This window comes from Pseudomonas sp. DG56-2 (genome assembly GCF_004803755.1).
Lineage (GTDB): Bacteria > Pseudomonadota > Gammaproteobacteria > Pseudomonadales > Pseudomonadaceae > Aquipseudomonas > Aquipseudomonas auratipiscis.
Window position 1 is genome coordinate 3,742,521 of sequence record NZ_CP032311.1, and the last position, 22,954, is coordinate 3,765,474.

At 52.6% G+C, this 22,954-nt stretch carries 16 protein-coding genes; 6 read left to right on the forward strand and 10 right to left on the reverse strand.

The annotated features are described in order from the left end of the window. Positions 1–163: 163 nt before the first annotated feature. The 3 genes from kefF to D3Z90_RS16985 all read left to right on the forward strand — a co-directional run bounded on the left by kefF (position 164) and on the right by D3Z90_RS16985 (position 2,940). On the forward strand, positions 164–685 hold the full coding sequence (kefF, locus tag D3Z90_RS16975; RefSeq protein WP_100782364.1) for a glutathione-regulated potassium-efflux system oxidoreductase KefF: 522 nt from the start codon (positions 164–166) through the stop codon (positions 683–685). Position 686: 1 nt separating this feature from the next. Beyond that, on the forward strand, positions 687–2,498 hold the full coding sequence (kefC, locus tag D3Z90_RS16980) for a glutathione-regulated potassium-efflux system protein KefC (RefSeq protein WP_100782332.1): 1,812 nt from the start codon (positions 687–689) through the stop codon (positions 2,496–2,498). A 163-nt stretch (positions 2,499–2,661) separates the two neighbouring features. Next, the gene (locus D3Z90_RS16985; RefSeq protein ID WP_100782333.1) at positions 2,662–2,940 is read left to right on the forward strand and encodes a hypothetical protein; all 279 of its coding nucleotides are present in this window, start codon (positions 2,662–2,664) and stop codon (positions 2,938–2,940) included. A 115-nt stretch (positions 2,941–3,055) separates the two neighbouring features. Here D3Z90_RS16985 and D3Z90_RS16990 read toward each other — a convergent pair whose 3' ends face one another. From D3Z90_RS16990 to D3Z90_RS17025, 8 genes are all read right to left on the reverse strand, one after another. Continuing rightward, a complete protein-coding gene (locus D3Z90_RS16990) occupies positions 3,056–3,370 on the reverse strand; it encodes a helix-turn-helix transcriptional regulator (protein WP_100782334.1) in 315 nt (104 codons plus the stop codon). A 50-nt stretch (positions 3,371–3,420) separates the two neighbouring features. Continuing rightward, a complete protein-coding gene (locus D3Z90_RS16995; protein ID WP_100782335.1) occupies positions 3,421–4,545 on the reverse strand; it encodes an alkene reductase in 1,125 nt (374 codons plus the stop codon). A gap of 289 nt (positions 4,546–4,834) precedes the next feature. Further along, entirely contained in the window at positions 4,835–5,164 is a 330-nt protein-coding gene (locus D3Z90_RS17000; RefSeq protein ID WP_100782336.1) for a co-chaperone YbbN, read from the reverse strand. Between the two features lie 232 nt (positions 5,165–5,396). Next, positions 5,397–5,987 (reverse strand): TetR/AcrR family transcriptional regulator, encoded by a 591-nt coding sequence (locus D3Z90_RS17005; protein WP_100782337.1) that lies wholly within the window; start codon positions 5,985–5,987, stop codon positions 5,397–5,399. 168 nt (positions 5,988–6,155) lie between these two features. Beyond that, entirely contained in the window at positions 6,156–6,929 is a 774-nt protein-coding gene (locus tag D3Z90_RS17010) for an SDR family NAD(P)-dependent oxidoreductase (protein ID WP_100782338.1), read from the reverse strand. Between the two features lie 84 nt (positions 6,930–7,013). Continuing rightward, positions 7,014–7,568: an OsmC family protein gene (locus D3Z90_RS17015; RefSeq protein ID WP_100782339.1), complete on the reverse strand. Its 555-nt coding sequence runs from the start codon at positions 7,566–7,568 to the stop codon at positions 7,014–7,016. A gap of 339 nt (positions 7,569–7,907) precedes the next feature. Further along, positions 7,908–8,471 (reverse strand): TetR/AcrR family transcriptional regulator, encoded by a 564-nt coding sequence (locus D3Z90_RS17020; RefSeq protein WP_136477142.1) that lies wholly within the window; start codon positions 8,469–8,471, stop codon positions 7,908–7,910. A 114-nt stretch (positions 8,472–8,585) separates the two neighbouring features. Beyond that, positions 8,586–10,064, reverse strand: coding sequence for an amino acid permease (locus D3Z90_RS17025; RefSeq protein WP_100782341.1), 1,479 nt, complete (start codon positions 10,062–10,064; stop codon positions 8,586–8,588). A gap of 123 nt (positions 10,065–10,187) precedes the next feature. On the opposite strand from D3Z90_RS17025, the gene D3Z90_RS17030 reads away from it, so the two are divergent. The 3 genes from D3Z90_RS17030 to D3Z90_RS17040 all read left to right on the forward strand — a co-directional run bounded on the left by D3Z90_RS17030 (position 10,188) and on the right by D3Z90_RS17040 (position 13,432). Then, positions 10,188–10,415 carry a hypothetical protein gene (locus D3Z90_RS17030; protein WP_136477143.1) on the forward strand — a complete coding sequence of 76 codons (228 nt, stop codon included), beginning with the start codon at positions 10,188–10,190 and terminating at the stop codon, positions 10,413–10,415. Continuing rightward, entirely contained in the window at positions 10,412–11,581 is a 1,170-nt protein-coding gene (metC, locus tag D3Z90_RS17035) for a cystathionine beta-lyase (protein ID WP_136477144.1), read from the forward strand. Before D3Z90_RS17030 ends, metC begins: the two co-directional genes overlap by 4 nt. Before the next feature lie 882 nt (positions 11,582–12,463). Beyond that, entirely contained in the window at positions 12,464–13,432 is a 969-nt protein-coding gene (locus D3Z90_RS17040) for an endonuclease (protein ID WP_100782344.1), read from the forward strand. 628 nt (positions 13,433–14,060) lie between these two features. Here the strand turns inward: D3Z90_RS17040 and D3Z90_RS17045 are convergent. Together D3Z90_RS17045 and D3Z90_RS17050 are read right to left on the reverse strand one after the other, a co-directional pair. Beyond that, positions 14,061–15,065 carry a hypothetical protein gene (locus D3Z90_RS17045; RefSeq protein WP_100782345.1) on the reverse strand — a complete coding sequence of 335 codons (1,005 nt, stop codon included), beginning with the start codon at positions 15,063–15,065 and terminating at the stop codon, positions 14,061–14,063. 420 nt (positions 15,066–15,485) lie between these two features. Next, entirely contained in the window at positions 15,486–22,112 is a 6,627-nt protein-coding gene (locus D3Z90_RS17050; protein WP_100782346.1) for a DUF3320 domain-containing protein, read from the reverse strand. Between the last annotated feature and the right edge of the window lie 842 nt (positions 22,113–22,954).

Consider the following 22,954-nt stretch of genomic DNA (forward strand, 5'->3'; position numbering starts at 1 on the left):
CTGGATTTGGTGCATCTCGTTCCTTGGGACTTGGCATCTTTTCTAGGAGGGGCTTTTTCATTCAAAAGACATAGATTGGCATCAAAGTGCTTGAATGAAAACCATCCTTTACGTGGGGTGGGCTCTATCGCTCATCGACCTAACGGACATTCTGGAGGTCATCTTGATTCTTATCATTTACGCTCATCCCTACCCCGAAAAATCACTTGTTAATCAAGCAATGCTCGAACGCGTATCCAGCAATCCGGACATAGTCATACGCTCCCTGTACGACCTTTATCCGGACTTCAATATCGACGTTGAGGCTGAACAGAGAGCGGTCGATCAAGCACAGCTGCTCGTATTGCAACATCCGATGTATTGGTACAGCTCCCCGCCCCTTTTGAAATTATGGATCGATAAAGTATTCACTCACGGTTGGGCATACGGCAAAGGCTCTGTCGCCCTCAAAGATAAGAGTCTGCTGTGGGCCGTCACGACGGGTGGCGAGCACGATCATTTCCAAATAGGTGACCACCCAGGTTTCTCGGTGCTGGCTCAACCCCTCCACGCAACGGCAATCTATTGCAACATGCGCTGGCTGAATCCGGTCGTGGTACACGGCGCGTATGCAGCTGCACCCGACTCCCTACACTCACAAATCGAGCACTATTACGCGCGCTTGGCCTCCTGGAAGGAAGATTGATGTGGAAGCTCACAGCCTGATTGAAATGCTCATTTATTTGGGTTCAGCGGCCTTGATCGTACCTATTGCCGTGAGAATGGGCCTTGGCCCGGTGCTGGGCTATCTGCTCGCCGGGTGCCTTATCGGGCCTTGGGGGCTGAAGCTGGTCACGGATGTCCAGGCGATTCTAGGATTTGCCGAAATTGGCGTAGTGCTGATGTTATTCATCATCGGCCTTGAGCTTGATCCCAAACGGCTTTGGGCAATGCGCAGGATGGTGTTCGGTGGAGGTACGCTTCAGATGGTCGCGTGTGGTGTGGCCATCGCATTATTCTGCGCTGTGCTTGGCTTGAATTGGGCTGCGGCACTGCTCGTGGGGCTCACACTCAGCCTCTCTTCTACGGCAATAGCCATGCAAGCCATGAACGAGCGCAACCTAACCCCCACTTCGGTTGGCCGAAGCACCTTCGCAGTGTTGCTGTTTCAGGACATAGCCGCTATCCCACTAGTTGCTATGATTCCGCTCTTGGCAGCAACGGGCGGCACACCTTCCGGCGCAGACCTGGCACTATCGATCGCTAAAATTGTTGGTGCAATCGCTACTGTAGTGTTACTGGGCCAATATGTCTCCCGCCCCTTACTGCGCTTCGTAGCTCGCTCCGGGCTGCGCGAAATTTTCAGTGCTGTAGCACTCTTTCTGGTTTTCGGATTCGGCCTCCTTCTTGAAGAAGCTGGCTTGTCGATGGCGATGGGGGCATTCCTGGCAGGCGTTTTGCTGGCAAGCTCAGAATACCGCCATGCCCTGGAAAGCGATATTGAGCCCTTCAAAGGACTGCTGCTGGGTTTGTTCTTTATCGGCGTCGGGATGTCGATTGACTTTGGTACGCTGTTCAATACGCCATTCAAAGTCATCGCTCTGACAATCGGGTTCATCGCCATCAAACTGGTGGTGATCAAAGCCTCAGGCCGACTCTTGAATGTGCCTTCCGGTCAACGCTGGTGGCAGGCGGTGCTGCTAGGCCAAGGTAGCGAATTCGCTTTTGTAGTGTTCGGCGCTGCGACGATTGCAGGTTTGCTTACAGACCAGTGGGGAAAAAGTTTGACTCTGGCAGTAGCTCTGTCGATGTGCGTAACACCCGTGCTTATTTTGCTTCTCAACCGCTTGGAGTCTGCCTCTAAAAAATCCGGCCTGGAACCGGACACCATTGACCAACAAAACCCACTGGTGATCATCGCTGGATTCGGACGCTTCGGCCAAATAGCAGGTCGCCTGCTCATTTCCTGTGGAGTAGAGGTCGTGGTGCTCGATCATGATCCCGACCATATTGAAACGCTGCGAAAATTTGGAGTGAAGGTGTTTTACGGCGACGCCACGCGGCTAGACCTGCTAGAAGTTGCGGGTGCAGCGAAGGCGGTTGTACTGATCAACGCGATAGACGACCGAGCAGATAACCTGAAGCTGACAAGACTGGCCCAAGAGCACTTTCCACACGTGAAGCTCGTCGTACGCGCCCGGGACATGGAGCACATTATTGCCCTTCGACAACTGGGGGTCGAAGCGGTTGAACGAGAAACCTTCGAGAGTGCCCTTTCCTTGGGCAGAACCGCCCTTGAGTTCATAGGCGTGGGGCGCTATGAGGCACGTGAAAGAGCGGATCGATTCAGACGCCTGAATCTGCAGATGCTTGAAGAAATGTCTACACAACCAATGGATGATGCAAGTTTCAGGCATGATGCGTATAAGCGAGCTAACGCTTTGCTGACGGAGATCTTCAATGAAGATCGAGCTCACCCAATCAATAACTGGCCAGAACAAGATCGAGCTGAGGATTAAGCACTTGGATAAGACCCGAACACTTGGCTTGCCTAAAGCCGCTGTACAGGCACTGGCAGCCGTGCGGGCGATGCCTAAAGCGCCACATGGCACGTAGTCTTTCGTGCTAGATGGTCGGTCGGGGCCGAATAAATCCATTCATCGAAATACTAGGACGTTAGCGATGCCACCACTCGACGACCTTCGAGCCCAAATGATTGCCGCTGAGGAGTCCTTGAAAAAACTCGATATCGAAATGGAAAAGATCGAATACGACCCTCTTATCCCTGAGAGTGTCCAGGAGGCAAGGAAGCGAGTTCGTCAATTAATCGACACTATCCTTGCAGACTTCGGGGACAATCCTGTTTTGGCTCCGATGGTTGCTGAACTTAGGTCGCTTTATCTTGATAGGATTGAAGAGCACTTGCGTACAGTTCAAGGCCGAGAATCAGGAAGCTACTGACTTGGCCGAAGCGTACAGTGGCAGACACCAACAGTTCCGTGCTTTCATTAGCCCTGCAGGGTCGACGCCGCCACCCTCGCTGCATCGCATGTCCTGAGCGACCATAGCGTCGGTACTACACCCCTAAATCTGCAAAGAGCTCATTCAACGTTACGACCAGTTGCTGCTCGTGACGCTTGTAGTAAGTCCACTTACCTACCTTGGTCGCAACAACCAGGCCTTGATCAGCGAGAGCTTTCAAGCACAGGGAGGTAGCCGGCTGCGAAAGCCCGGCCTTTTCCTGAATGAGACTGGCGCAGACGCCATACACGTCAAAGGAATAAATCTGCGTCTGGTCATGGAATGACGTGAAAGGGTCTTTCAGCCACATCAACACCTTCCTGCGCACAGGGCTGGAGAGTACTTTGAGCGTCTCATTCAAATCCATCATCTGGGTTGCTTCCTCCGCAAGCGGAGAGCTCCTATCGCAAACCGATCATCTTAAGCGCTGTAGAAAGGATAGTCGATGTAACCCTCCCCTCCTCCGCCATACAGCGTCGCAGCGTTGACTGGATTTAATCTCAGCCCGTTCCTGATGCGTAGCGGAAGATCTGGGTTAGCAATGAAGGTACGGCCAAAGCCAAACAGGTCTCCATACCCTTTTGCTAGAATTTCCTTCGCTTTCTCCTCTGTGTATCGTCCGGAATACATGATTGGCGCTGAAAACGCCTCGCGTAACGCTCTACGAAAAGAATCCGGCAGATCTGGAGCAGATTCCCAGTCAGCCTCTGCAATCGAAAGATATCCTACTCCCAACTCCTCAAGGATTTTAACGGCTTCGATATAGGTATGATGAGGATCGGGCTCCACAAGGCCTAAGTAGACACGCTCTTCCTGCGTGGTCTCGAACAATGGCGCAAACCGCACACCCACCCGCCCACCACCGAAAACACTGATCACCGCTTCGCAGATTTCACGAAGGAATCTCAGCCGATTAACCAACGATCCACCGTACTCATCAGTCCGGCGGTTGGTATGCTCGGAGATGAACTGGTTCACTAGGTAGCCATTGGCGCAGTGAAGCTCAACTCCGTCGAAGCCAGCTTTTTTGGCGTTCAATGCTGCCTTACGATATAGCTGGACAAGTTCCTTAACCTGATCAGTCGTCAACTCGACAGGCTCGCTGGGTTCAGCAAGTGCACCTGTTTGTGGGCCGGTTTCGATAAAGACTTTGACGGCCGTGGCACGAACAGCAGATGGCGCGATCGGCGGATTTCCACCAGGTTGAAGACTGGTGTGTGACACGCGTCCTACATGCCAAAGCTGGCAAAAAATGACAGATCCTTCCGCATGGACTGCATCGGTTACTTTTCGCCAGCCTTCTACCTGATCATCGCTGTATATTCCAGGAGTCCAGGCGTAGCCCTGACCACGCGGTTCGATCTGGGCCCCTTCAGTAACCATGAAGCCTGCCGTGGCCCGTTGCCGGTAATAGGTAACCATCAGCTCGTTGGGAATATCACCTGGTTGGGAGCTTCTGGAACGAGTCAGAGGAGGAAGCGAGATACGATTCTTAAGCTCAAGGCCTCCAAGGGAAAGGGGTTGAAACAGGCTGAGATCAGTCATGGTGCCTCTAAGATGATGAATGCCAAGACACATTAACACATTCGAATGTATGAATGTGTAATTTGCGACCTCGGCTGAAGTCTGCTAGAGCTTCCAGCTTGAGTAGGATTCTGAGGACGAAGTCTTGAGGTTGCAGGAAAGCCTTTACGACATTGCCGTTGAAGGGGCTGTTCCGAGGCGCGGAGGCTGTTACTCAGAAGAGTGGTAAATTGAATGGTGCCGGAGAGTTCTTCGACAAAAACCGAAAGCGTGTCTGCGGGCTTTGCCTCGTCATTGAATTAGTGATTTTCTAAAAACTGTGCTTAAGCTGAGAAAGGATTGCTTTTTTTAATGCACCGACCGAGCGAGAGCCGGTCAATATCGAACACAAGTGGCCTTCGTGAAAAACAGCCAAAGATGGCACCGATCGAATACCGTATCTTTGGGAGATTTTCGGAGAAGCCGCTATATCAATCTTTCCAAATTTAACACGAGCATGAAGTTTATCCGCCAGGGCGTTAAATACTGGCTTCATCTCTTGACAGGGCTTACACCAAGAGGCGGCGAACAGAACAACACTGTTGCCTTTCGCCACGAATCTAGCAAACTGGCCAGCTTGTAACTCAATTACATGGCTCATCTAAGTTTCTCTACACCATTTCAAGCCAGGGACAGCGAAACAGCTACTGTAGGACGTGCTCTAATTCTACGGAGTCAATTCGCTTGATTTTGAAATAAAAATCCAGACATGGAGATCTCTCTAACTATTACACCGTTTCGAATGGTCAGCACTGCGATAGATTCCCCCAACCCTAAGTTATACGAAGAGCACTTATAAAGCAGCGCTTTTCGAAGCTAAAATCTGAGGCTAATCAGTAATCTCGAACCTCTACAGCTGATTGTTCTAACGCTTCAAGTAAATAGTTGAATCCCTCAAGGGGGTCGGCAGACCTACCTATCGTCCAGTCAATAAGACTAGCCCCTTCCAGTGCACTCAGCAGCATGAAAGCATAGGACTCGGCTGGCTTTACGAGCAACCAGTTATTTTTCACAGCGGCCTCACTGACAGCTTTTTTTAGCCACTCAAGCTGTGCCTCAAAAAACTGTTTTGTTAGCCCCTGGAGTGATGGTGGCAGTGCTGCCATTTCTGCCGCTAAGGCGCCACACAATGGAAGAAGCCCTTCATTGGCGCTTGAGGAAAATAGACGCGAGAACGCTCGTAGGCGCAAAATCGGATCTTGGTCAAGCTCTTCAATAGAGTACAAGGTTTCATCGAAGCGATTAATATAGTCCTTGATCAGCTCTTCACCCAAGCACTCCTTAGTCGGAAAATGGTGATGAATGCTGGCCTTTCGAATACCAATTTTTGCTGCCAGATCAGCGTAACTAAACGCAGAGTATCCTTTTGATCTCATCTGGTTTTCTGCGATTTTTAACAGTGCTGCTCTTGTCGAGATCGACATTTACGACTCCTGCGACTAGCTCTCGGCCTCCCTGTACCAGAAACTGGCAGGCTGTCGCCGATCGCCATACGACTGGCTTTTGAATGAAACTTGAACCAACACACGCCCGATCTCCTGATAACGGTATGAAAGCCGCCCTGCAGCGACTTTCATCAGATCGCGTACTGATCAGGCGCGCACAGCCATAATGCCGGCATCAACGTCCCAAATCGCCCCAGTCACCCACGATGCCTTATCAGACAAGAGGAAAAGGATTGTATTGGCAACATCCTCCGGAACGCCTACTCGTCCCAATGGGTGAAAGGCGTTCAGCGCTTTCATTGCTTCGGGGATTGCCTCTTTATCCATAAACCCTTCATAGATTGAGGTATGGACGATCCCAGGCGAAACAGCGTTGACGCGAATCCCAGAGTGAGCCAGTTCAATTGCCAGGTTGCGCGTTAATGCATGCAAACCTGCCTTGGCCATCGAGTAAGCCGAAGCAGGAGATCCCGCCAGTGCCGCCTGGGCCCCAATGGAGCCCACATTCACAATCGCCCCTTCACGCTTGGCGGCGAGCATATTCTTGACCACTGCCTGGGTGATGAAAAAAGTCGCGCGATTGAGCGATAGATACATGTCGTACTCAGCTTCATCATGCTCGGTAAAAGCCTTCGGAATGAAGATACCTGCAGAGTTCACCATCAAGCTAATATCGCGGTGATTGGCATTGATTTCATTCCGAACTGAATTCATGCCCTCTTCAGTCATCAGATTCGCAACAATCACCGAAACAGGGCCCAGTGCGCTCAGCTCACTTCGAACGGCGTCGGCTTTGTCTTGCTTACTGCCGGTCAACACCACGCTGCCACCAGCTTTCAGCACCATGCGGGCAGTTTCCAGCCCCATGCCACTGGTACCACCGACTACAAGCAGCTTCTTACCTTTGAAAAAATCGCTCATTTCATACTCCAGTAACTGAATTTCCGAAGGTGAAGCGCCAAAGGTCGTTCTGGCGCTCCAGGGGTAGATTCGAACCTTGCGAAATCAGCCCTCACGAACCTCAAGGGTCGGCACCATGCGAATAGCTTTCGAGAAGTTGGCGTAGTTGACCGACGTTTTCAGAACATTTTTATGCAGCTCCTCGACACGTTCGCGAGGCGCATCGGTATGCAGGCGAACGACGAAGCTCACTTCGTCGTAGCCTGGGTTGACGCTTTCGTCGAGGCCCAAGAAACCACGCAGGTCGAGGGTACCGTCCGTCTCAATTTCCAGACTGTGGATCTTGATACCCATCATGGCGGCGTTGGCCGCATAGCCCACCGACATGCAAGCGTTGAGAGCGGCCATTAGCAGTTCTTGAGGGTTCGGTGCCGAGTTTTGGCCCAGCAACTCATTTGGCTCATCGGCGACGATTTCGAAATCACGCGAATAGGTCTCACCAGCGAGGCTGTAGCGACTGACTTTCGCCACAGAGCGCGTCTGGCCTTTCCACTCGGTCTTGACGTTAAAGCTGGCGTGGCGCTTGCCCGCATCCTCAGCAACACCTTGAGCAAACTGCTGCAGGGCGCCTACGTCAATGCCGTTCAGATTGTTAGTCATTTGGTAAGTCCTCTTCTACGCATGGATGGGTGTGAGACAACACAACTCTACCAACTAGTAGGTAGCCATGCAATAGGTATCGTTAAATCACCTGATCCACCCCGTTCAACGATGGCTTCCCGGCTCTGAGCATTGATTACAGACGCGCGCGGCTATGCACCGCTCGTCCGAAAGGACAGCAGGTGATAAGGAACAGTCGGAACAAGCGGCCGTCAGGCTGGGAGGGAGAAGAAGGCGGAAGGAGAAGCGTTTACCTAGGAAGACCTACATAGGTGACGCCCACCCTGGCAGGTGGGCAGTCAGGTGTGATTACGATGCATTGAAGGATGTAGATCGCGTTTATGACACAACGATGCTTTTCAAAATCAAGCTAAATCCGGATTGCGAGCCTACTTTATCGCTCAGCGCCCAGGAGACAAAACTGTCACCCTCTAGAATATTTAATATCGCTCTTGAGATTTCTTTTGGATTTAGATCGCCGCGTATCAGATTTTCAGCTTGTCCCTTGGCTAAATTACTTTCTAACCACAAGAGGTGAATTTGGAAAAACTTGCGAGTCAGTTCTTTGAGACTTTCTGGCAAAGCGGACAACTCTGCTGCAAGCGCTCCACAGAGAGGCAACATTCCATTTTCCGAGCTATCAACGAACAATGAGGCAAAAGCATTCAAACGAACAAGTGCATCAGGACTTTGCTCATTAATTAATGCTAAATTTTTCTCAAACCTAAAAAGATAGCTCTCTATCACCGCGACCCCGAGCCCTTCTTTCGTCGGAAAGTGGTGATGAATACTTGCTTTCTTAATACCAATTTCATCCGCTAAATCTGCATAGCTAAATGCTGCGTAACCCTTGGTACGCAATAGTAGTTCAGCAGTAATGAGGAGATCGGAACGCGTACTCATGACTTTACCTTGATTTTCTGATAAAGCCATATTAACTGTATCAGGGCAGTGATTCAACTCATAGGGCGATGAGAGGATACCACAACACGCCCCTGATCGCCCGAAACCATGTTTTTATGTGGCCTGTACGGCTTTTACCTCTTCAACAGACCCTGTTTTTGCTCGAACGACCCTTGACCAACCAATGAGTAGGACAACTGCTATCACAGGTATTGAAAGGACAGTGTACGTACCGTTAGGGTAATCAAAGCCTAAGAGTACTAGCACAGCAAGCAGGAAACCAAGGGTCAACCAGGAGGTAAATGGCGCGCCTGGCATTTTGAAATTCACCATTGCAACCTCTCCTCTTTTTACCGCGCGACGATATCGTAACTGCGATAACACAATGAAGGCCCATGTGGAAAGAATACCCAAAGAAACCATATTCAACAGCAACTCAAACAGTTGCGAAGGAATCAAATAATTCAAAAACACACCAAAAACGTTAATCCCCATGGTCACTAGGATTCCCATGTAAGGTACTCCCTGTGAGTTCATACGCTTGAAAAGTTTCGGGGCAGACCCACCCATTGCGAGCGATCTCAACACCCGCCCCGTTGCATACAGTCCTGAGTTTAAGCTGGACAGGGCAGCTGTCATCACAACAATATTCATGATGGAGCCGATACCTGGAACTCCGAGCGCTTCAAAAAAAGTGACGAAAGGGCTAACATTCGCACTATAAGCAGTCCACGGAAGAACAGTAACCAACAAAAATACAGAACCCACGTAGAATAAGCTTATCCGCCAAATTACACCGTTGATCGCTTTGGGAATAACGCTCCTTGGATCAGCCGTCTCCCCAGCCGCAGTTCCAACCAGTTCTATACTAGCATATGCAAATATCACACCCTGCACAATTATGACTGCAGGCAGTAAACCATGCGGGAATATACCACCGTTGTCCGTAATCAGGTGCAATCCTGGGATAGTTCCAGCCACCTCATTCCCCGTAGCAAAAAAGTACGACCCCACAATCAAGAAGATGCTAATTGCGGCAACCTTTATCACGGCGAACCAAAATTCCATTTCCCCGAACCACTTCACACCAACCATATTCATTAATGTGACGACACCCAATGCGCTTAATGCAGATACCCACTGAGGAACATCTGCAAACACACCCCAGTACTTCATGTAAATCGCAATCGCAGTTATATCTACAACACCTGTCAGCGCCCAGACCAGAAAATACATCCAACCTGCGACGAACGAAGCACGCTCGCCCATAAACTCACGGGTGTAAGAAACAAAGCTCCCACTACTCGGCCTGTGCATTACCAACTCACCAAGCGCCCTAAGTATGAAGAAAGCGAACACCCCACACACCAAGTACACGACAGCGAGTGCGGGCCCTGCGATCTGCAACCTGGCACCCGCCCCCAAAAACAAGCCAGTACCAATTGCCCCTCCCAGGGCCATCATCTGAACGTGCCGTTTCTTTAAATGCTTTGAATATCCGCTTTCGTGGGATTCTAGCCATTCAGATTGACTTTTTAGATCGCCACTTTTGGATTGATGCGCGGACTGCGATGTTTCTAATTGGTTTCTCATGTGTCACCTAAGCGATGAATTTGCAGTTTTTGTATTATTTCTTGCAAACCTAAACTTGCGGCAGCATCCAACACAGTAATAGAGCGTTATTATTTTTCTAATGTCACGACACCGGAGCGATGGATGAACCTCCGCCCCACGCCCGCAGCGACCATGCCGAGACAACAAAAACCTACCATCCGAATGGTTGGCTTTCAACAAAAAATTATTCCTAACTTTAAGTTATTGTTTTTCATAGAAAAAATATTCCATACCAACCACATGGTAGACATTTATGCTTTAGATGAATTACCTTCAACCTTCCCTGCGAATCTCTCCCCCCCCAAACCAACCTTCTGGAAGGTAATATGAACAAATACAAAAACGTACAAACGTTACTTGCTCAGGCCTCCGTCCAACCTGAGCAACACCATGGGTTTGTCAACACGCCGGTTTATCGGGGCTCTACGGTGGCATTCCCAACCTGCGAGTCGATGCGCGAGGGACGTCAGAAATACATCTACGGTCGCTGGAACAACCCCACTACGGAGGCCTTAAGCCAGGCACTGCAGCAGCTTGAAGGAGCGGAAGGAACAGTAATATGCCCGTCGGGTCTCTCGGCCTGTACCACGGCCATTCTTTCGGTGGTCGATGCTGGCGATCATTTGCTCGTAGCCGACAATGTATATGCCCCTATAAGGACATTCTGCGAAACCGAAGGTCGGCGCCTGGGAATCGAAGTCTCATTTTATGACCCCACAGTAGGGTCAGGCATCATTGATTTCTTGAGACCAAATACTAAAGCCATCTATACAGAGTCTCCCGGTTCTTTAACCTTGGAAATCCAAGACATTCCCGCGATTGCCAAGGTCGCTCATGCACATGACATACTCGTAATTGCTGACAACACTTGGGGGACACCACTTTACTTCCCGTCAATAGATCTCGGCGTTGACTTGTCCATCATGGCGGCGACGAAGTATATTGTGGGCCATTCCGACGCTGTCATCGGAACGGTATCGGCTTCCAAGCGAGCTTGGGATAGACTGAAGCGCTATCACTTCAACATGGGACTATTTGCCAGCCCCGATGACGTGGCCCTTGCGCTCAGAGGACTGCGAACATTAGATGTCCGGCTTGAACGTCACTTCAAAAACGCAACTGTCGTGGCTAAGTGGCTCGATAGTCACCCCGACGTCGAAGCAGTCTATTACCCAGCCTTAGAGTCCCACCCTCAACACCATCTGTGGAAAAGGGACTTCAAAGGCGCCTCAGGCTTGCTTTCATTCATACTTAAACCTTCTACTCAAGCGGCGGCAGATGCGCTTTTAGATAATCTTTCGTTGTTTTGCATCGGCTACTCTTGGGGTGGCTATGAAAGCTTGGCGATGATAGCGAACCCCAGTCCTGTAAGAAGCGCAACCGCCTGGGAAATTGAAGGACACCTTGTTCGACTTCATATTGGTCTTGAAAACCCATCTGATCTCATTGAAGACTTAGAGTCAGGTTTTGCCAAATTTAATTCGCTTAGGTCGTAAAGTCCACAAAACATCTTAAGCGCAACCTGAACGCAAGGTTGCGCTTTTAACTTAACTCTTAATCCATAAGTGCCTTTACCCCACCACCGCAAAAGCTTAGCACTCGCCCCGGTCACGTTAATTCACCTGCATCACAACCCCAATTGACAAACAACCTACCACTGAGTAGCCTTTTAAATCCCCTCCCAAAAAATCCATTTTCTAGCGCTCGAGAGGAGTATTCACGTGGACAAAAACGATAACCTACCCAATCGAGCAACTTTTCGATTCGGTATCAACCGATCGTCGGCTAACAGGAGGATGCGCTACGTTGAAGGAACGCAGATTGATCCAAACGAATGCATATTCTGCGTGCCTGACCTGAATGATGGCATCAAAGGCTTGGACGATCGGGAGTCTGGCGAAACACCATCCCAAAATCCAAGCTGATCGGAGGATTCGGCAAATAGGGCGACGTCTCAGAACTTTAGCTCTTTGCGAGCTTCCTAGCCCCCCTGTCATCCGCATGTGATACAGGTTCTGGCTCTCGCCCCTTCATGAGCATCAACGCTGATTGTAGTGATCAACTAATCCCGGGCACTGCGTTAAGATTTTCCTTGGCCACAGCGGGCGGTCGTTGCCAGTTGCCGCGCTGCATAAAAACCAGTCCTAGCGAATGTGCTACGTTGATGTGGCTGTAGCCTTGATCGAGCACCAAGCTGGCAGCCTCACGCTTGAATTCTGGGATACGGGCGTCCAGCAACGGGGGATCGCTTGGAGTTCGGAAAGGGTGAAAGAGAGCCTTTTAAGAACGCTTTGGCCTAACTTGGGCATCCGCGGCCAAGCCCACTTTTTTCAGCGGCGTATAATCCTACTCCCTGAAAATACCGATGATGCTTTCACATGAAGAAGCTGCTGTACGTCGTAGCGCTATCCCTAGCTATTGTCTCTCCTGCCTTCTCGAGCCCTCCCATGACCTTTACTGAAGCGAAGGTCATTGCCAAACAGAAGATCTACCTCGACCAAGCCAACAGCTCCATGGGTGAGCTCTACTGTGGCTGTAAGTGGACATGGGTAGGTAAATCAGGAGGCCGCATTGACCCAGAATCATGTGGCTATGAAACCCGCAAACAGCAGAGTCGAGCGGAACGCACCGAGTGGGAGCACATTGTGCCCGCGTGGACATTAGGTCACCAGCGACAGTGCTGGCAGAGCGGTGGACGCGAGCATTGCGCTGACGACGACCCTGTCTTCAAGGCCATGGAAGCAAACCTTTTTAACCTCTACCCTGCAGTAGGTGAAGTGAACGGCGACCGAAGTAACTTCAACTACGGAATGGCATCCGGCGTCGCCCCGCAGTACGGACAGTGCAAAACCAAAGTCGACTTCAACCAACGCGCTGCTGAGCCACGCGATGAGGTCAAAGGTCTCGTTGCCCGGACTACGTTTTACATGTTTGATCGGTACAAACTCAACATGTCCCGACAGCAGCAACAGCTGCTCATGGCATGGGACAAGCAGCATCCAGTGACCGCCTGGGAGAAAGAACGCGATCGCCGCATCTCCGCAATCATGGGCCACTCCAACCCATTCGTTACCGGCCAACGCAGCTGGAAGAGCGGGTATAAGCCAGTGGGGGATGGCGTCGTGAGCGCTGTCGCTGCGCAAGCCCCACAACCAGCTCCAAAGCCCACCCTGGCAAGCGCATCCACTGCCGTCGGTGTGATCATCGGGAACCAGAAAAGCCACGTCTATCATCTTCCGAGCGGCTGTCCTGGCTATGCACAGGTTTCTGCAAAAAATCAGGTCTCCTTCGCCTCGGAATCGGAGGGTCAGGCAGCAGGTTATCGAAAGGCTGGAAACTGCAAATAGCGCCAAAGCTAACGCCGCAATCGAAGGTGCCATCTATCCTTTCGACTTCAGAGCAACACAGCACGCTACCGAAGGTGAGTGGTTTGAATAGCCCGGGGAGAATGCCCTCCCCCGGCTTTAAAGATGAGCGCCAGGAAATGAATGCACCTACCGTACGGAAGGCCTACAAGGGTTGCCTGCGACGGCCTAATAAAGGCTACTGTCCACCGACTTAGCACTCAGACTTGGTCGAAATTCACTGATGTGTGTGTAAGTAGTCCAAGTCGCGCTACTGCCCGCAGCCAATCATCTGGCCGGTTGGAGTGATGGTGCAAACGTTGCCCTCACTATCCTCGGTATGAAAACCATTGCTGTCCGTCCAGGATTTGATCGAGTAGCTGTTACCTTCACTGTCCGTGGACTCGAAGAGTTGACCGTTGCGGTATGGGCGGGTCTCAGTATCCAATTGATAGCTGTTCCCCTGAGTGTCCCAGGATTTCGCGTGAAGTCTCCATCAGAGTCGGTATCGACGTCTGAGCAGACCATGTACTCACCTTCCCCATAGCACTCAGCGTGAGCGCCAGCGACCACCACCATGGTCAAGCAGGACACTAGAGTGAAAGTCATAGTCCTCATCATGACTGCTGCCTTAAACGACTACGGCGAAGCGCTGAGGATCCAGGGCTGCGACAGCCGAAAATCCAACTCCTTTCTTGAAGTTCATGTTATGGACGAAATTCTTCATCGCGTCAGATGGGTCGATCGCCTCGAGGTTAAGTCCATCGACAGTTGATCTGGAGAGCGCGACACTGAGGATAGGCTGCTCTTCAACATGTCCTGTCGAACTGTTGAGCACATTGTCCAGAGCGGTGACGATGACCAGGTCATCAGGCAGGATAGCCAACAGTTCTCGGCCTACTCGCAAAGCGCAACTGCACACATAGTCTTGATGAAGCTCATTAAACCGCCCAGTAGGCATGGCCTTGGTCGACAGCTTGCCGCTTTTGAGTAGCGATTTGATTTCGGTGGGAATTACATCGGAGCCATGAATAACGAGCTTGGCTTCCAGGATGCCACCTTCATGAACGATCATCTGGATGGCTGAGCCAAGGTGCGAGATTTCCGCGAACGACTCAAAAGCTTCGATTGCGTCGAGCTTGGCCTGGCGATCGCCATCTAGGATGCGGATCGCAATTTCGCGCTCATCTGACCACTCAGAATGGGCAGTCCTCCAATCATCAAGTCGAGCCTGGTAGTCCCTTTCGTCCTCTGCCTGAGCAGCGGAGATGTTCACAATTAGGGCTTCGCGTTGACGAGCTTCTAGCTTGAACAGCCGAGCCCAGAAACTCGGGCGATACATTTCAGATGTATGCACCGCAGCCTGCTCAAGCGCTCCGCTTTTCTGAGGCTGCCTTGGTTCCGGATTTGAAAGGAGGCGCTTCCATTTCACAGGCTCGGCACACTCCTTGTGCATCGAAAGAAGGACTTCGATGTGGTTTTCGTAAACCTCGACTTCGTACGCTGCTTGCTCCAGCGCTTCCATCTTTGAGTACTCTTTCTGTCGCTTTTCGAGCTCACGCTGCCGGCGATTAGCATTGCGCTCAGCTCGGCGCGCCGATGCTTGCAACGAACGTACAGTCCCTTTCCAACCCATCACGATTCTCCCTACCGTTCACGTGGTGGCACATTAGCATAACCGTGAGCTCGGCCTGAATTACCTCTGCATCTGGAATCCAATTGCTAGGAAGCACGAAAAGAGAACACTTGTACTCCAAGCCGCGCAGTGCAGGGAAACCGTTCTCTACAAAGCAAACATGGTTGATTTGCATTGCTTTTAAGCCAATACAGTAGGTGAAAGGTACGGCCGCTCGGGATGTAGTCACTCAGGAGGGCATCACTGCGAAGCGACTCCAAGGCATACGGAACTGGTTCGAGCATTCCCTGCGGTGACACCGTAGATGACAGATCGCCAGATTTATTGATCCCTCCTTGTGAGCTCAAGCGATAGGAAACCCGAAAATAAACTCGTCGCGGGCAATAAAGAGGGGTACCCAAAATGGTACCCCCTCGTAAACTACTCAGCTGTTCGACGTATCGCTTGTTCGATTCGCTGGCGTCCTGCATGTGCAAGCTTGTTAACACCAGCTTCCTTAGCAACTGCGTAGATCAGACTCTCCCCCTCGTGACCACGCTGAATCATCTCTCCAACGAGAGCACGAAGCTCAGGCAGGCAGATCTCAGCAAGTCCCCTGACAGAGTCATCACCAGGTCGACGGAAAACGACCGTGCTGTCCGTCTCGATGTGAGATGGCCAGAAGAAGGCCCCAGTCTGCTCTTCCTCATGCGACCGAAATCGCGCACGGGCAATTTGATCAACACGATCACGTATCCTTGAGCCAGTTCGCACCCAGCCATGCGCCCTGGCAATACGCCTTGCGAGCGCGGTGTCTAGTACCGGCCCCTCCTCTGCCACCACATGCGCAATCATCTGTTCCAAGGTTGCGGTGTAGCTCGGCTCAAAGAACTGATCTGGGTTGACAGTCTCTACCGCCTGGCTAGGATCAGCCTCCTTGTAAACCAGATGATCCACCTGGGTAACGAAGGCCACGACATCGTCGACTTGAGCAGCAGATGCCGCCCTGGCGTACTTCATCTCTGGCAACGCACTTTCAGGGTCATTAGCCTCGGTGGAATCAGACGCAGCGGAAACCACAGCTACCTGATCCACCACCTCTACGAACTCGGCCATAGCGGCATCGATTTTAAGTCGCTCTGCTTCTTGGGATGCATCGAGAATGGCCTGCTTGGCCCGAGATTCAACGAGAATCTCATTCAGGCGCTGATGTACCTTCTCTGCAGTTCCCACCGCATCCACCCACCAATCAGTTGACCAGATTCTAACAATCTCCCAGCCAAGCCCACGCAGTACAAACTCCCGAAGCTTGTCACGATCTCGCGCAGTCGCACTACGGTGATAGGTAGCACCATCACATTCCACGCCGGCAAGGAATCGCCCAGGAGCGTCAGGGTGAACAACCCCCAGGTCAACCCGGAAGGAAGACACGCCAATCTGCGTATGGATCTGCCAGCCCTTCTTGGCCAACGCAGCAGCTACTGCTTCTTCGAACGGGCTATCGAATCCACCTACGCTACCAAAATTAGCTTCTGCCAAGGCCCTCGGCCCACGCTCCGCAAACTCCAGGAAATGCTTCAGATCACGCACCCCGACGGCTTGCGTTCTGGCCAGATCAATGTGCTCTGGACGCAAGGTCGAGAACAGAATCAGCTCCTGACGCGCTCGTGTAATCGCCACGTTGAGACGGCGTTCACCACCAAGGCGGTTCATCGGGCCGAAGTTCATGGACATCACTCCAGCAGCATCTTTCCCATAGGTAGTCGAGAAATAGATGATGTCTCGTTCATCGCCTTGCACACTTTCCAAGTTCTTTACGAACACAGGTTCAAGCTCAGACTCCGCGAAATAGGAGTCGAGCGACGGATCTTTCCGACATGCCTCATCCAGCATGTCCATGATGAGCTTCTGCTGCTCACCGTTGAAGGTGACAACACCGACAGTGCGTCTGCTCTCGCGGAAAGCCGGCGACTGGAGACGGGTTACGAGATCAGCGACCAAAGCCCTCGCTTCGATCAGGTTGGTGCGAGAACCGCCTTTATCGTAGACGCCCGCTACCGGGCACAAACGCACAGCCTTGTCGGCAGTGAACGGGGATGGGAAGGTCACCAGCTTTGATTGGTAGTAACGCTGATTCGAGAATGCGATCAGGCTCTCGTGACGGCTACGGTAGTGCCAGTTCAGATTACGCATCGGCAAGTTCGCGCTGATGCACTCATCCAGAATGCTTTCGAGGTCAGCTTCAACATCCTCATCATCGGCAGTGGATTCAGCACGGTCGAAGAACGAGGTTGGCGGAAGCTGTTTCGGATCTCCCACCATTACCACCTGCTTTCCTCGCGCCATTGCACCAATTGCATCCCATACGGGAATTTGAGAGGCCTCATCGAAGATCACCAGGTCGAACGGGGTCGAGGCTGGCGGCAGATATTGAGCGATGGAAAGCGGACTCATCAGCAAGCAAGGCGTCAGCTTTGTGAGTGCCTCCGGTGCTCGCGTCATCAGTTCCCGCAACGGAATGTGCTTAGTCTTCTTGCCCATTTCATGGCGCAGTAGGCCCCACTCAGATGAACGACTAACGCTGTCCTGACTCGGCAAGTCGGCGCACAGCCGAGCACGGAGCCAGTCCTTCGTCAGCTCGGTGAATTTGTCATCCAACGCACGGAAGTCGCGAATACGCTGTTCGTGCTCCACACTGACGAATGTCCGGATCACTTCCTCGTTGTCGACAGTGGTGTTCAGCCACCAGCGAGCGTAATTCACCTCAAGGACGCGACGTACTTTTCCAGAGGTGATCGCTCCGGTCTCCATAGCCTGGACAATCGGGGCGAGGCCCACTGCGAACGCTTCATCACGAACCTTGCGCCACGCACACCAAGCTTTGAGGCGCGATTCAAAAGAAACCACTGTCTCACAGTTCTTCTTGAGGTTATTCAGCGACAAATGAGCAGTTTCATCAATACCCATTTCGGTAAAATGGCCAATCGAAGTCAGTTGCGACGAACGCTCATGAAGCAGCCCAAGCTTTTCACGTAGAGCAACGCCTGCAAGCGCTATTGCGCCTTCCGACTCAAGTAGTGCGTTGCCATCCCCCAAAAGCGTTTGGAGGGGCGCTTTATAAGCGGCGATCTGCTCCGGGCTCAGTGCTAGTTTCGCCACAGCCGTCGCTACCTGACCTTGGAATGCAACTGCCTGGCGAGCCACCTCAAGCTTGGTTTTCAGGTCGCTCCAAACAGGTACCAGCTCTCGCAAATCAGCCAGGTCGGCCAGATCACGCTCAACCACTGTCCGTTGCTTGAGCAGCTCAAAATCACTCTTCAGGGACGCTCCGCAACGGCCTTCTTCCACCTCAGAGTGCTCGTCCACAAGTCGACCGCGCTCTTCGATGTCCCGACGCTCAGCCTGGAAACGCAGCGCCGCAGTCAGGTGCTCGATGTCAGTGCGCAGGCCACTCCAGAGCTGGTCAGTGTTCGAGCTGAGGTCGGACAGTAGGGCCATGTCGGCATCAAGACGGGTCAACGTGCGAAGCCGCTGCAGCTCTTCCTTTAACGCTTCTCCGAGCTGGCCCTGCTCGACCAAATGCAATCCTTCATCGACCCAGTTCGAGTCAGCTTTTTGAAGCCGAATAGCCTCTTGAAGCTTGATAGCCGTCGAGAGCTGCTCGGCTTCAGATTTCGAGCCTTGCCAAACCGCAACGCACTCGTGCCCTGGCTCCAGCTCATCAATAGCGCGACGTAAAGAGCGAATCTCAGCCCAGGTGGCCAGATCTTTACCGTGATCGACTTCGCCCACTGTGATCTGAGCAGAGGCCAACAGAGCTGAGATACGGCGCTTACCGAACCAGGACTTAGGCCAGAACGACTCTTCTGCCTCCTTCCACTCACTCAGCAAGAGATCAATGTCGAGCGACTCGATCGCATCACTGTAGGTCGTACTGAGCCGCTGCTTGAGATCAGCAATTTGCCCCAGCAGCTCCACTGCTTGAGCAAGGACAACCGTGACACTTTCCGGCCAGGCTGGGCCAAGCTCAGCCCACGTGGCGCGACGTTTCTGCAGTAGCTCGATACCTTGCTTGGCATCAGTCACTACTCGAGAAGACCATACGGCAGATAGCTTGGCGTTGAGATCGCGGTGCTGTTCAACCCATGTACAGCCATCATTCAGCCGCTGGGCAATCGAACGAGCATCAGGGCGCAGCGCGAATCGCCAATCTTGTCCGGCAGCCGCAGGAAGCGCCAGGGAAAGGATTGATAGGCCCTCAAGGGCCGTTGGGGTGTACTCTGTTACCGGAAGCCCCGACAGCTCAACGAAACGATCAGCCGCACGTTGCACATCCATCACTGCCGGCAGCACATCACGAGCTGCCTGTACGAACTGTTGTTGCCAATGGGGCGACCATTCGGCCTGACCAACAGAGGACAGCGCATTGCCGGCAAGCTGGATGTATCCAACGGCCTGAGCATTCACTTCAAGGCGATCGCCCAACTCACGAAGCTCAAGCATGGCTTTCTGGTCGTGCGTGTCAGGAGATCCCCATGCAACAGGAGCAACAGCTTCATCTCCCCCAGAGGTGACTGTGCCGATAGCATCGTAAATGGTGTAACCATTTCGGTGCCGGCGGTGAAGACGCTCAACGTAGATGTTAAGACTGTCGCGCAGCGTGGCAAGGCGCTGTGCCTCAACCTCCCATGCTGCAGTATCCACCTGCCCTTTCGCCTCCCAGGCAGACTGAAGCTGAGCGAGAACATCAGTTTTTCGGGCCTTGCTCGAGTGAAGTTCAAGACAGAATTCGCCTAGGCCAATCTCACGTAGACGTCGATACACTACATCCAGCGCAGCGATCTTCTCCGACACGAACAGCACTCGACGCCCTTGGGCAATCGACTGGGCGATCATGTTGGAGATCGTCTGGCTCTTACCGGTACCGGGCGGGCCGATGAGCACAAAGTCTTTGCCTTTGGCTGCCGCCATCACTGCTGCTAGCTGAGAGGAGTCAGAGGGCAATGGGCAGAAGACCTCTGTCGGGCCGTAGTCACGATCCAGCGACCCCGCCTCTGGGAACGGCGTATCCGATACGAACGAGTCACGTGGAGTGTCCAGAAGGTGCTGAACTACTGGACTCTGCCGTAGATGCTCGGCGTTTTCGGCCAGATCTTTCCACATGAGGTACTTGGCAAACGAAAACATCGACAGCACGACGTCTTCGTTCAACTCCCAGCCAGGGATGTCCTTAATGGCGTGACCGACCTTGTTCCAAATGCCCGCAATATCTAGGCCGGAGTCGTCTCGAGGCAGCTCTTGCTCCAGCGATCCGAGGCTGAGTTCGAAGTCTTGCCGCAGCATCTCGATCAGCGTCGGGTTAAAGCGCGGCTCATCATCGTGCAACACCATGGTGAATCCGGAGCGAGCACTTTTACGCTCCAGCGTGACCGGAACCAATACCAGTGGTGCTTTGTATTTCTGTCCTGCCCTGTCCTCACGCGTCCAGCTAAGGAAACCGATAGCCAGGAACAGCGTGTTAGAGCCACCTTCCTGTAAAGCTGTACGAGCGCCCCGATACAGTTCGGTGAGCCGGACATCCATCTCGTTAGACGTCAATGCAACGAAGATCTCTCTGCGCTTGAGAGCATCTTCAGCATGGCGACGACGTACATCCTCACGTTCACGCTGCTCATACAGAGCGCGCTCCCGGGGATCAGCTCCATCCATGAGGTCAGGCCGGGTCAGCAGCTTCAACGACTGACCACTGGCCAGAATATCCTCGAGCGCACCTGGATCTGGCGATTCGAGCTTCAGCGCGCGCTTGCCCATTTTGAAGTTGAGTAGATTGTTGCGAAGCGAAAGGTCGAGAAGCTTGCGCTGCCAACGGCCCAGTCGGTCAGCAGGGTCGAGCTTCGAAAGGTCTTCGACCGCCACTTCATGCGTCTCGTCGGGGATGCCTGCACCTTCCTCAACTAGGAGCGGTGGAGCGTCGTCTGTTACCTCTGCGGCAACCCGTGCGATCTGAGCCTCAGAACTTGCGAGGGGTTTGATCCGCTGTAGTCGGGCACGGCGAATGTCCAGCAGCATTTCAAAGTCGCTCTCAGCGTCTTCGGCAACCTGCTTCGCCCCTCTCTCGACAGCGTAAGAGAAGGATGGAATCGGGTTATGAGTAATAAGCGTGGTTTCGAAAAGTACCAGCTCCTGCAGCTTTACCCGCTTCCGCACTGCGGTCACATCATCCACCAGCGCAGTAGTGAACTCTTCCGGCTTCAGCCAGAGCCCCGCGAAGGCATGACCCCTAGTGAACACAATCACCGGGTTGAGTCCGATCTGCTCCAGGGCAGCACAGAACAGCAGGGTGAGATCCATACATGTAGCCAAGCCAGTATCGGCAATCTGGCTCGGGCTGCGCACCTTTTGCCCTGACTGTTCGAAGCTTGCCGGCGGCAACGCGTAATCAAGCTTCATTCGCGCCACGGCCCCCCAGACTGCCGAAGCAAGCTGCCAGGCCCGCTTAGAACCACCCTCGTACCCGTCAAGCGATGAGGACTTATCACTAAGACGAAGCAGCTCAGCAGCCTGCTTCAACAAACGTTCGACTGCCGGATCATTGGGCTGAACGAATGCAGCTGTCATATCTGGGATATGTCGCAACCCGCCCCACTGATTTCGCGGTAGAAGATCTACAACCTGTTCCAGAAGAGCAACCGTTTTCCGACCGCTTTCCGCCTCCCTGTCATCAACCTCGAGGACAAAAGTGAAAGTCGACAGCTCAGCCTCGGTTAAGCGACTCAGCAATGGGCCGTCCAAAACCAGGTCAAGTCCTGGAATGACCCGGAAGCTGTCTGCCGCGATCTCATCGATCCGCCAGACCTTGGACTTGAACACCTCAGGCTCAGAGCTCAACGTCAGCGTCGCGTTGACGAAGCGGTCATCGGTCTCGTTTGAGATACGAAGCTCTCGAATCACAGGAATGGCGTTCTGGAAGTCCGCAAGGTTGAGCTTCGCCACCAGGGTGGCCAGGATCTTCACTTCTTTGGGCAGGGCTTCTTCTTGTGGCGTGAGGGGCTGAACGATGTCGTCCATGCGCAACCTTCCTTGTCGTGATGCCCAAGGGAGTGCCGGAATTAGCCGGCCAGAGGGCCCCTCTTGAGCTGATGGCGGGATGATAGCGTTTCCTGCGCCAGTCGTAATGAGCCTTTGGTCGTCACTAGCTGCTTAAACGAGTCAGGTGTCCACAGCTTGCGATGGAGGCGTGTAATACCGCCCCCAACTACTTATGAGTTTGTCGCGACGGATTACGACGCGCCTGATCATGTAACAGTGAAAAAATGGATCCAACAGTCTTGCGAATGCAAGCAAATGACACTATGTTGTGCTTTACCGACTCGGAACACACCACATAATGTGGTTTAGTATTCTGATGCGGAGCGGACTACTGATGCACCTTTCGTTACATACCCAACTACACGAAGGAGACTCCGTATGACAGATCGACGCCCAATCAATAAAGACGTCAACGTGCCAAAGCCTGGCGGTGGTGAACAGCCTCGCTCTCGCAATCAGGATGGTCAAATTCGTGAAAAGCGGAGCGATGCGGGCAAACCTCGCAAGTGACACGCAAAATAGTCAGCGGAGGGTAGCCGCCCTCTGCTGATCTCAAGTTTTAGGTTTTAGCCGACTGTACAGAGCCGCTTGTAGCAATCGGTGCTTTCCTCGGCCAAACGAGCGACAGCTCAGAAGCGATTACGCTAATAACTCGTGAGCCCTACCAGGTAATACCAGGGCTTTCACCTGATGAGGTAGCCGCACCTGCGGAGCTTTTGAACAGCACTGACCACAAGCGACTGGAAGCTCGACTCAATGCTGTTTGAATCCGAAGATCAATTCCCTTTTTGGCACAGACAGGTGGCCCCGAGGTCTACAAA

Bases quoted from the DNA above. Each gene is read 5' to 3' on its own strand.
- D3Z90_RS16985 (WP_100782333.1), top strand. From the start codon at position 2,662: ATGCCACCACTCGACGACCTTCGAGCCCAAATGATTGCCGCTGAGGAG.
- D3Z90_RS16990 (WP_100782334.1), bottom strand. From the start codon at position 3,370: ATGATGGATTTGAATGAGACGCTCAAAGTACTCTCCAGCCCTGTGCGC.
- D3Z90_RS16995 (WP_100782335.1), bottom strand. From the start codon at position 4,545: ATGACTGATCTCAGCCTGTTTCAACCCCTTTCCCTTGGAGGCCTTGAG.
- D3Z90_RS17000 (WP_100782336.1), bottom strand. From the start codon at position 5,164: ATGAGCCATGTAATTGAGTTACAAGCTGGCCAGTTTGCTAGATTCGTG.
- D3Z90_RS17005 (WP_100782337.1), bottom strand. From the start codon at position 5,987: ATGTCGATCTCGACAAGAGCAGCACTGTTAAAAATCGCAGAAAACCAG.
- D3Z90_RS17010 (WP_100782338.1), bottom strand. From the start codon at position 6,929: ATGAGCGATTTTTTCAAAGGTAAGAAGCTGCTTGTAGTCGGTGGTACC.
- D3Z90_RS17015 (WP_100782339.1), bottom strand. From the start codon at position 7,568: ATGACTAACAATCTGAACGGCATTGACGTAGGCGCCCTGCAGCAGTTT.
- D3Z90_RS17020 (WP_136477142.1), bottom strand. From the start codon at position 8,471: ATGAGTACGCGTTCCGATCTCCTCATTACTGCTGAACTACTATTGCGT.
- D3Z90_RS17025 (WP_100782341.1), bottom strand. From the start codon at position 10,064: ATGAGAAACCAATTAGAAACATCGCAGTCCGCGCATCAATCCAAAAGT.
- D3Z90_RS17030 (WP_136477143.1), top strand. From the start codon at position 10,188: ATGAACCTCCGCCCCACGCCCGCAGCGACCATGCCGAGACAACAAAAA.
- metC (WP_136477144.1), top strand. From the start codon at position 10,412: ATGAACAAATACAAAAACGTACAAACGTTACTTGCTCAGGCCTCCGTC.
- D3Z90_RS17040 (WP_100782344.1), top strand. From the start codon at position 12,464: ATGAAGAAGCTGCTGTACGTCGTAGCGCTATCCCTAGCTATTGTCTCT.
- D3Z90_RS17045 (WP_100782345.1), bottom strand. From the start codon at position 15,065: ATGGGTTGGAAAGGGACTGTACGTTCGTTGCAAGCATCGGCGCGCCGA.
- D3Z90_RS17050 (WP_100782346.1), bottom strand. From the start codon at position 22,112: ATGGACGACATCGTTCAGCCCCTCACGCCACAAGAAGAAGCCCTGCCC.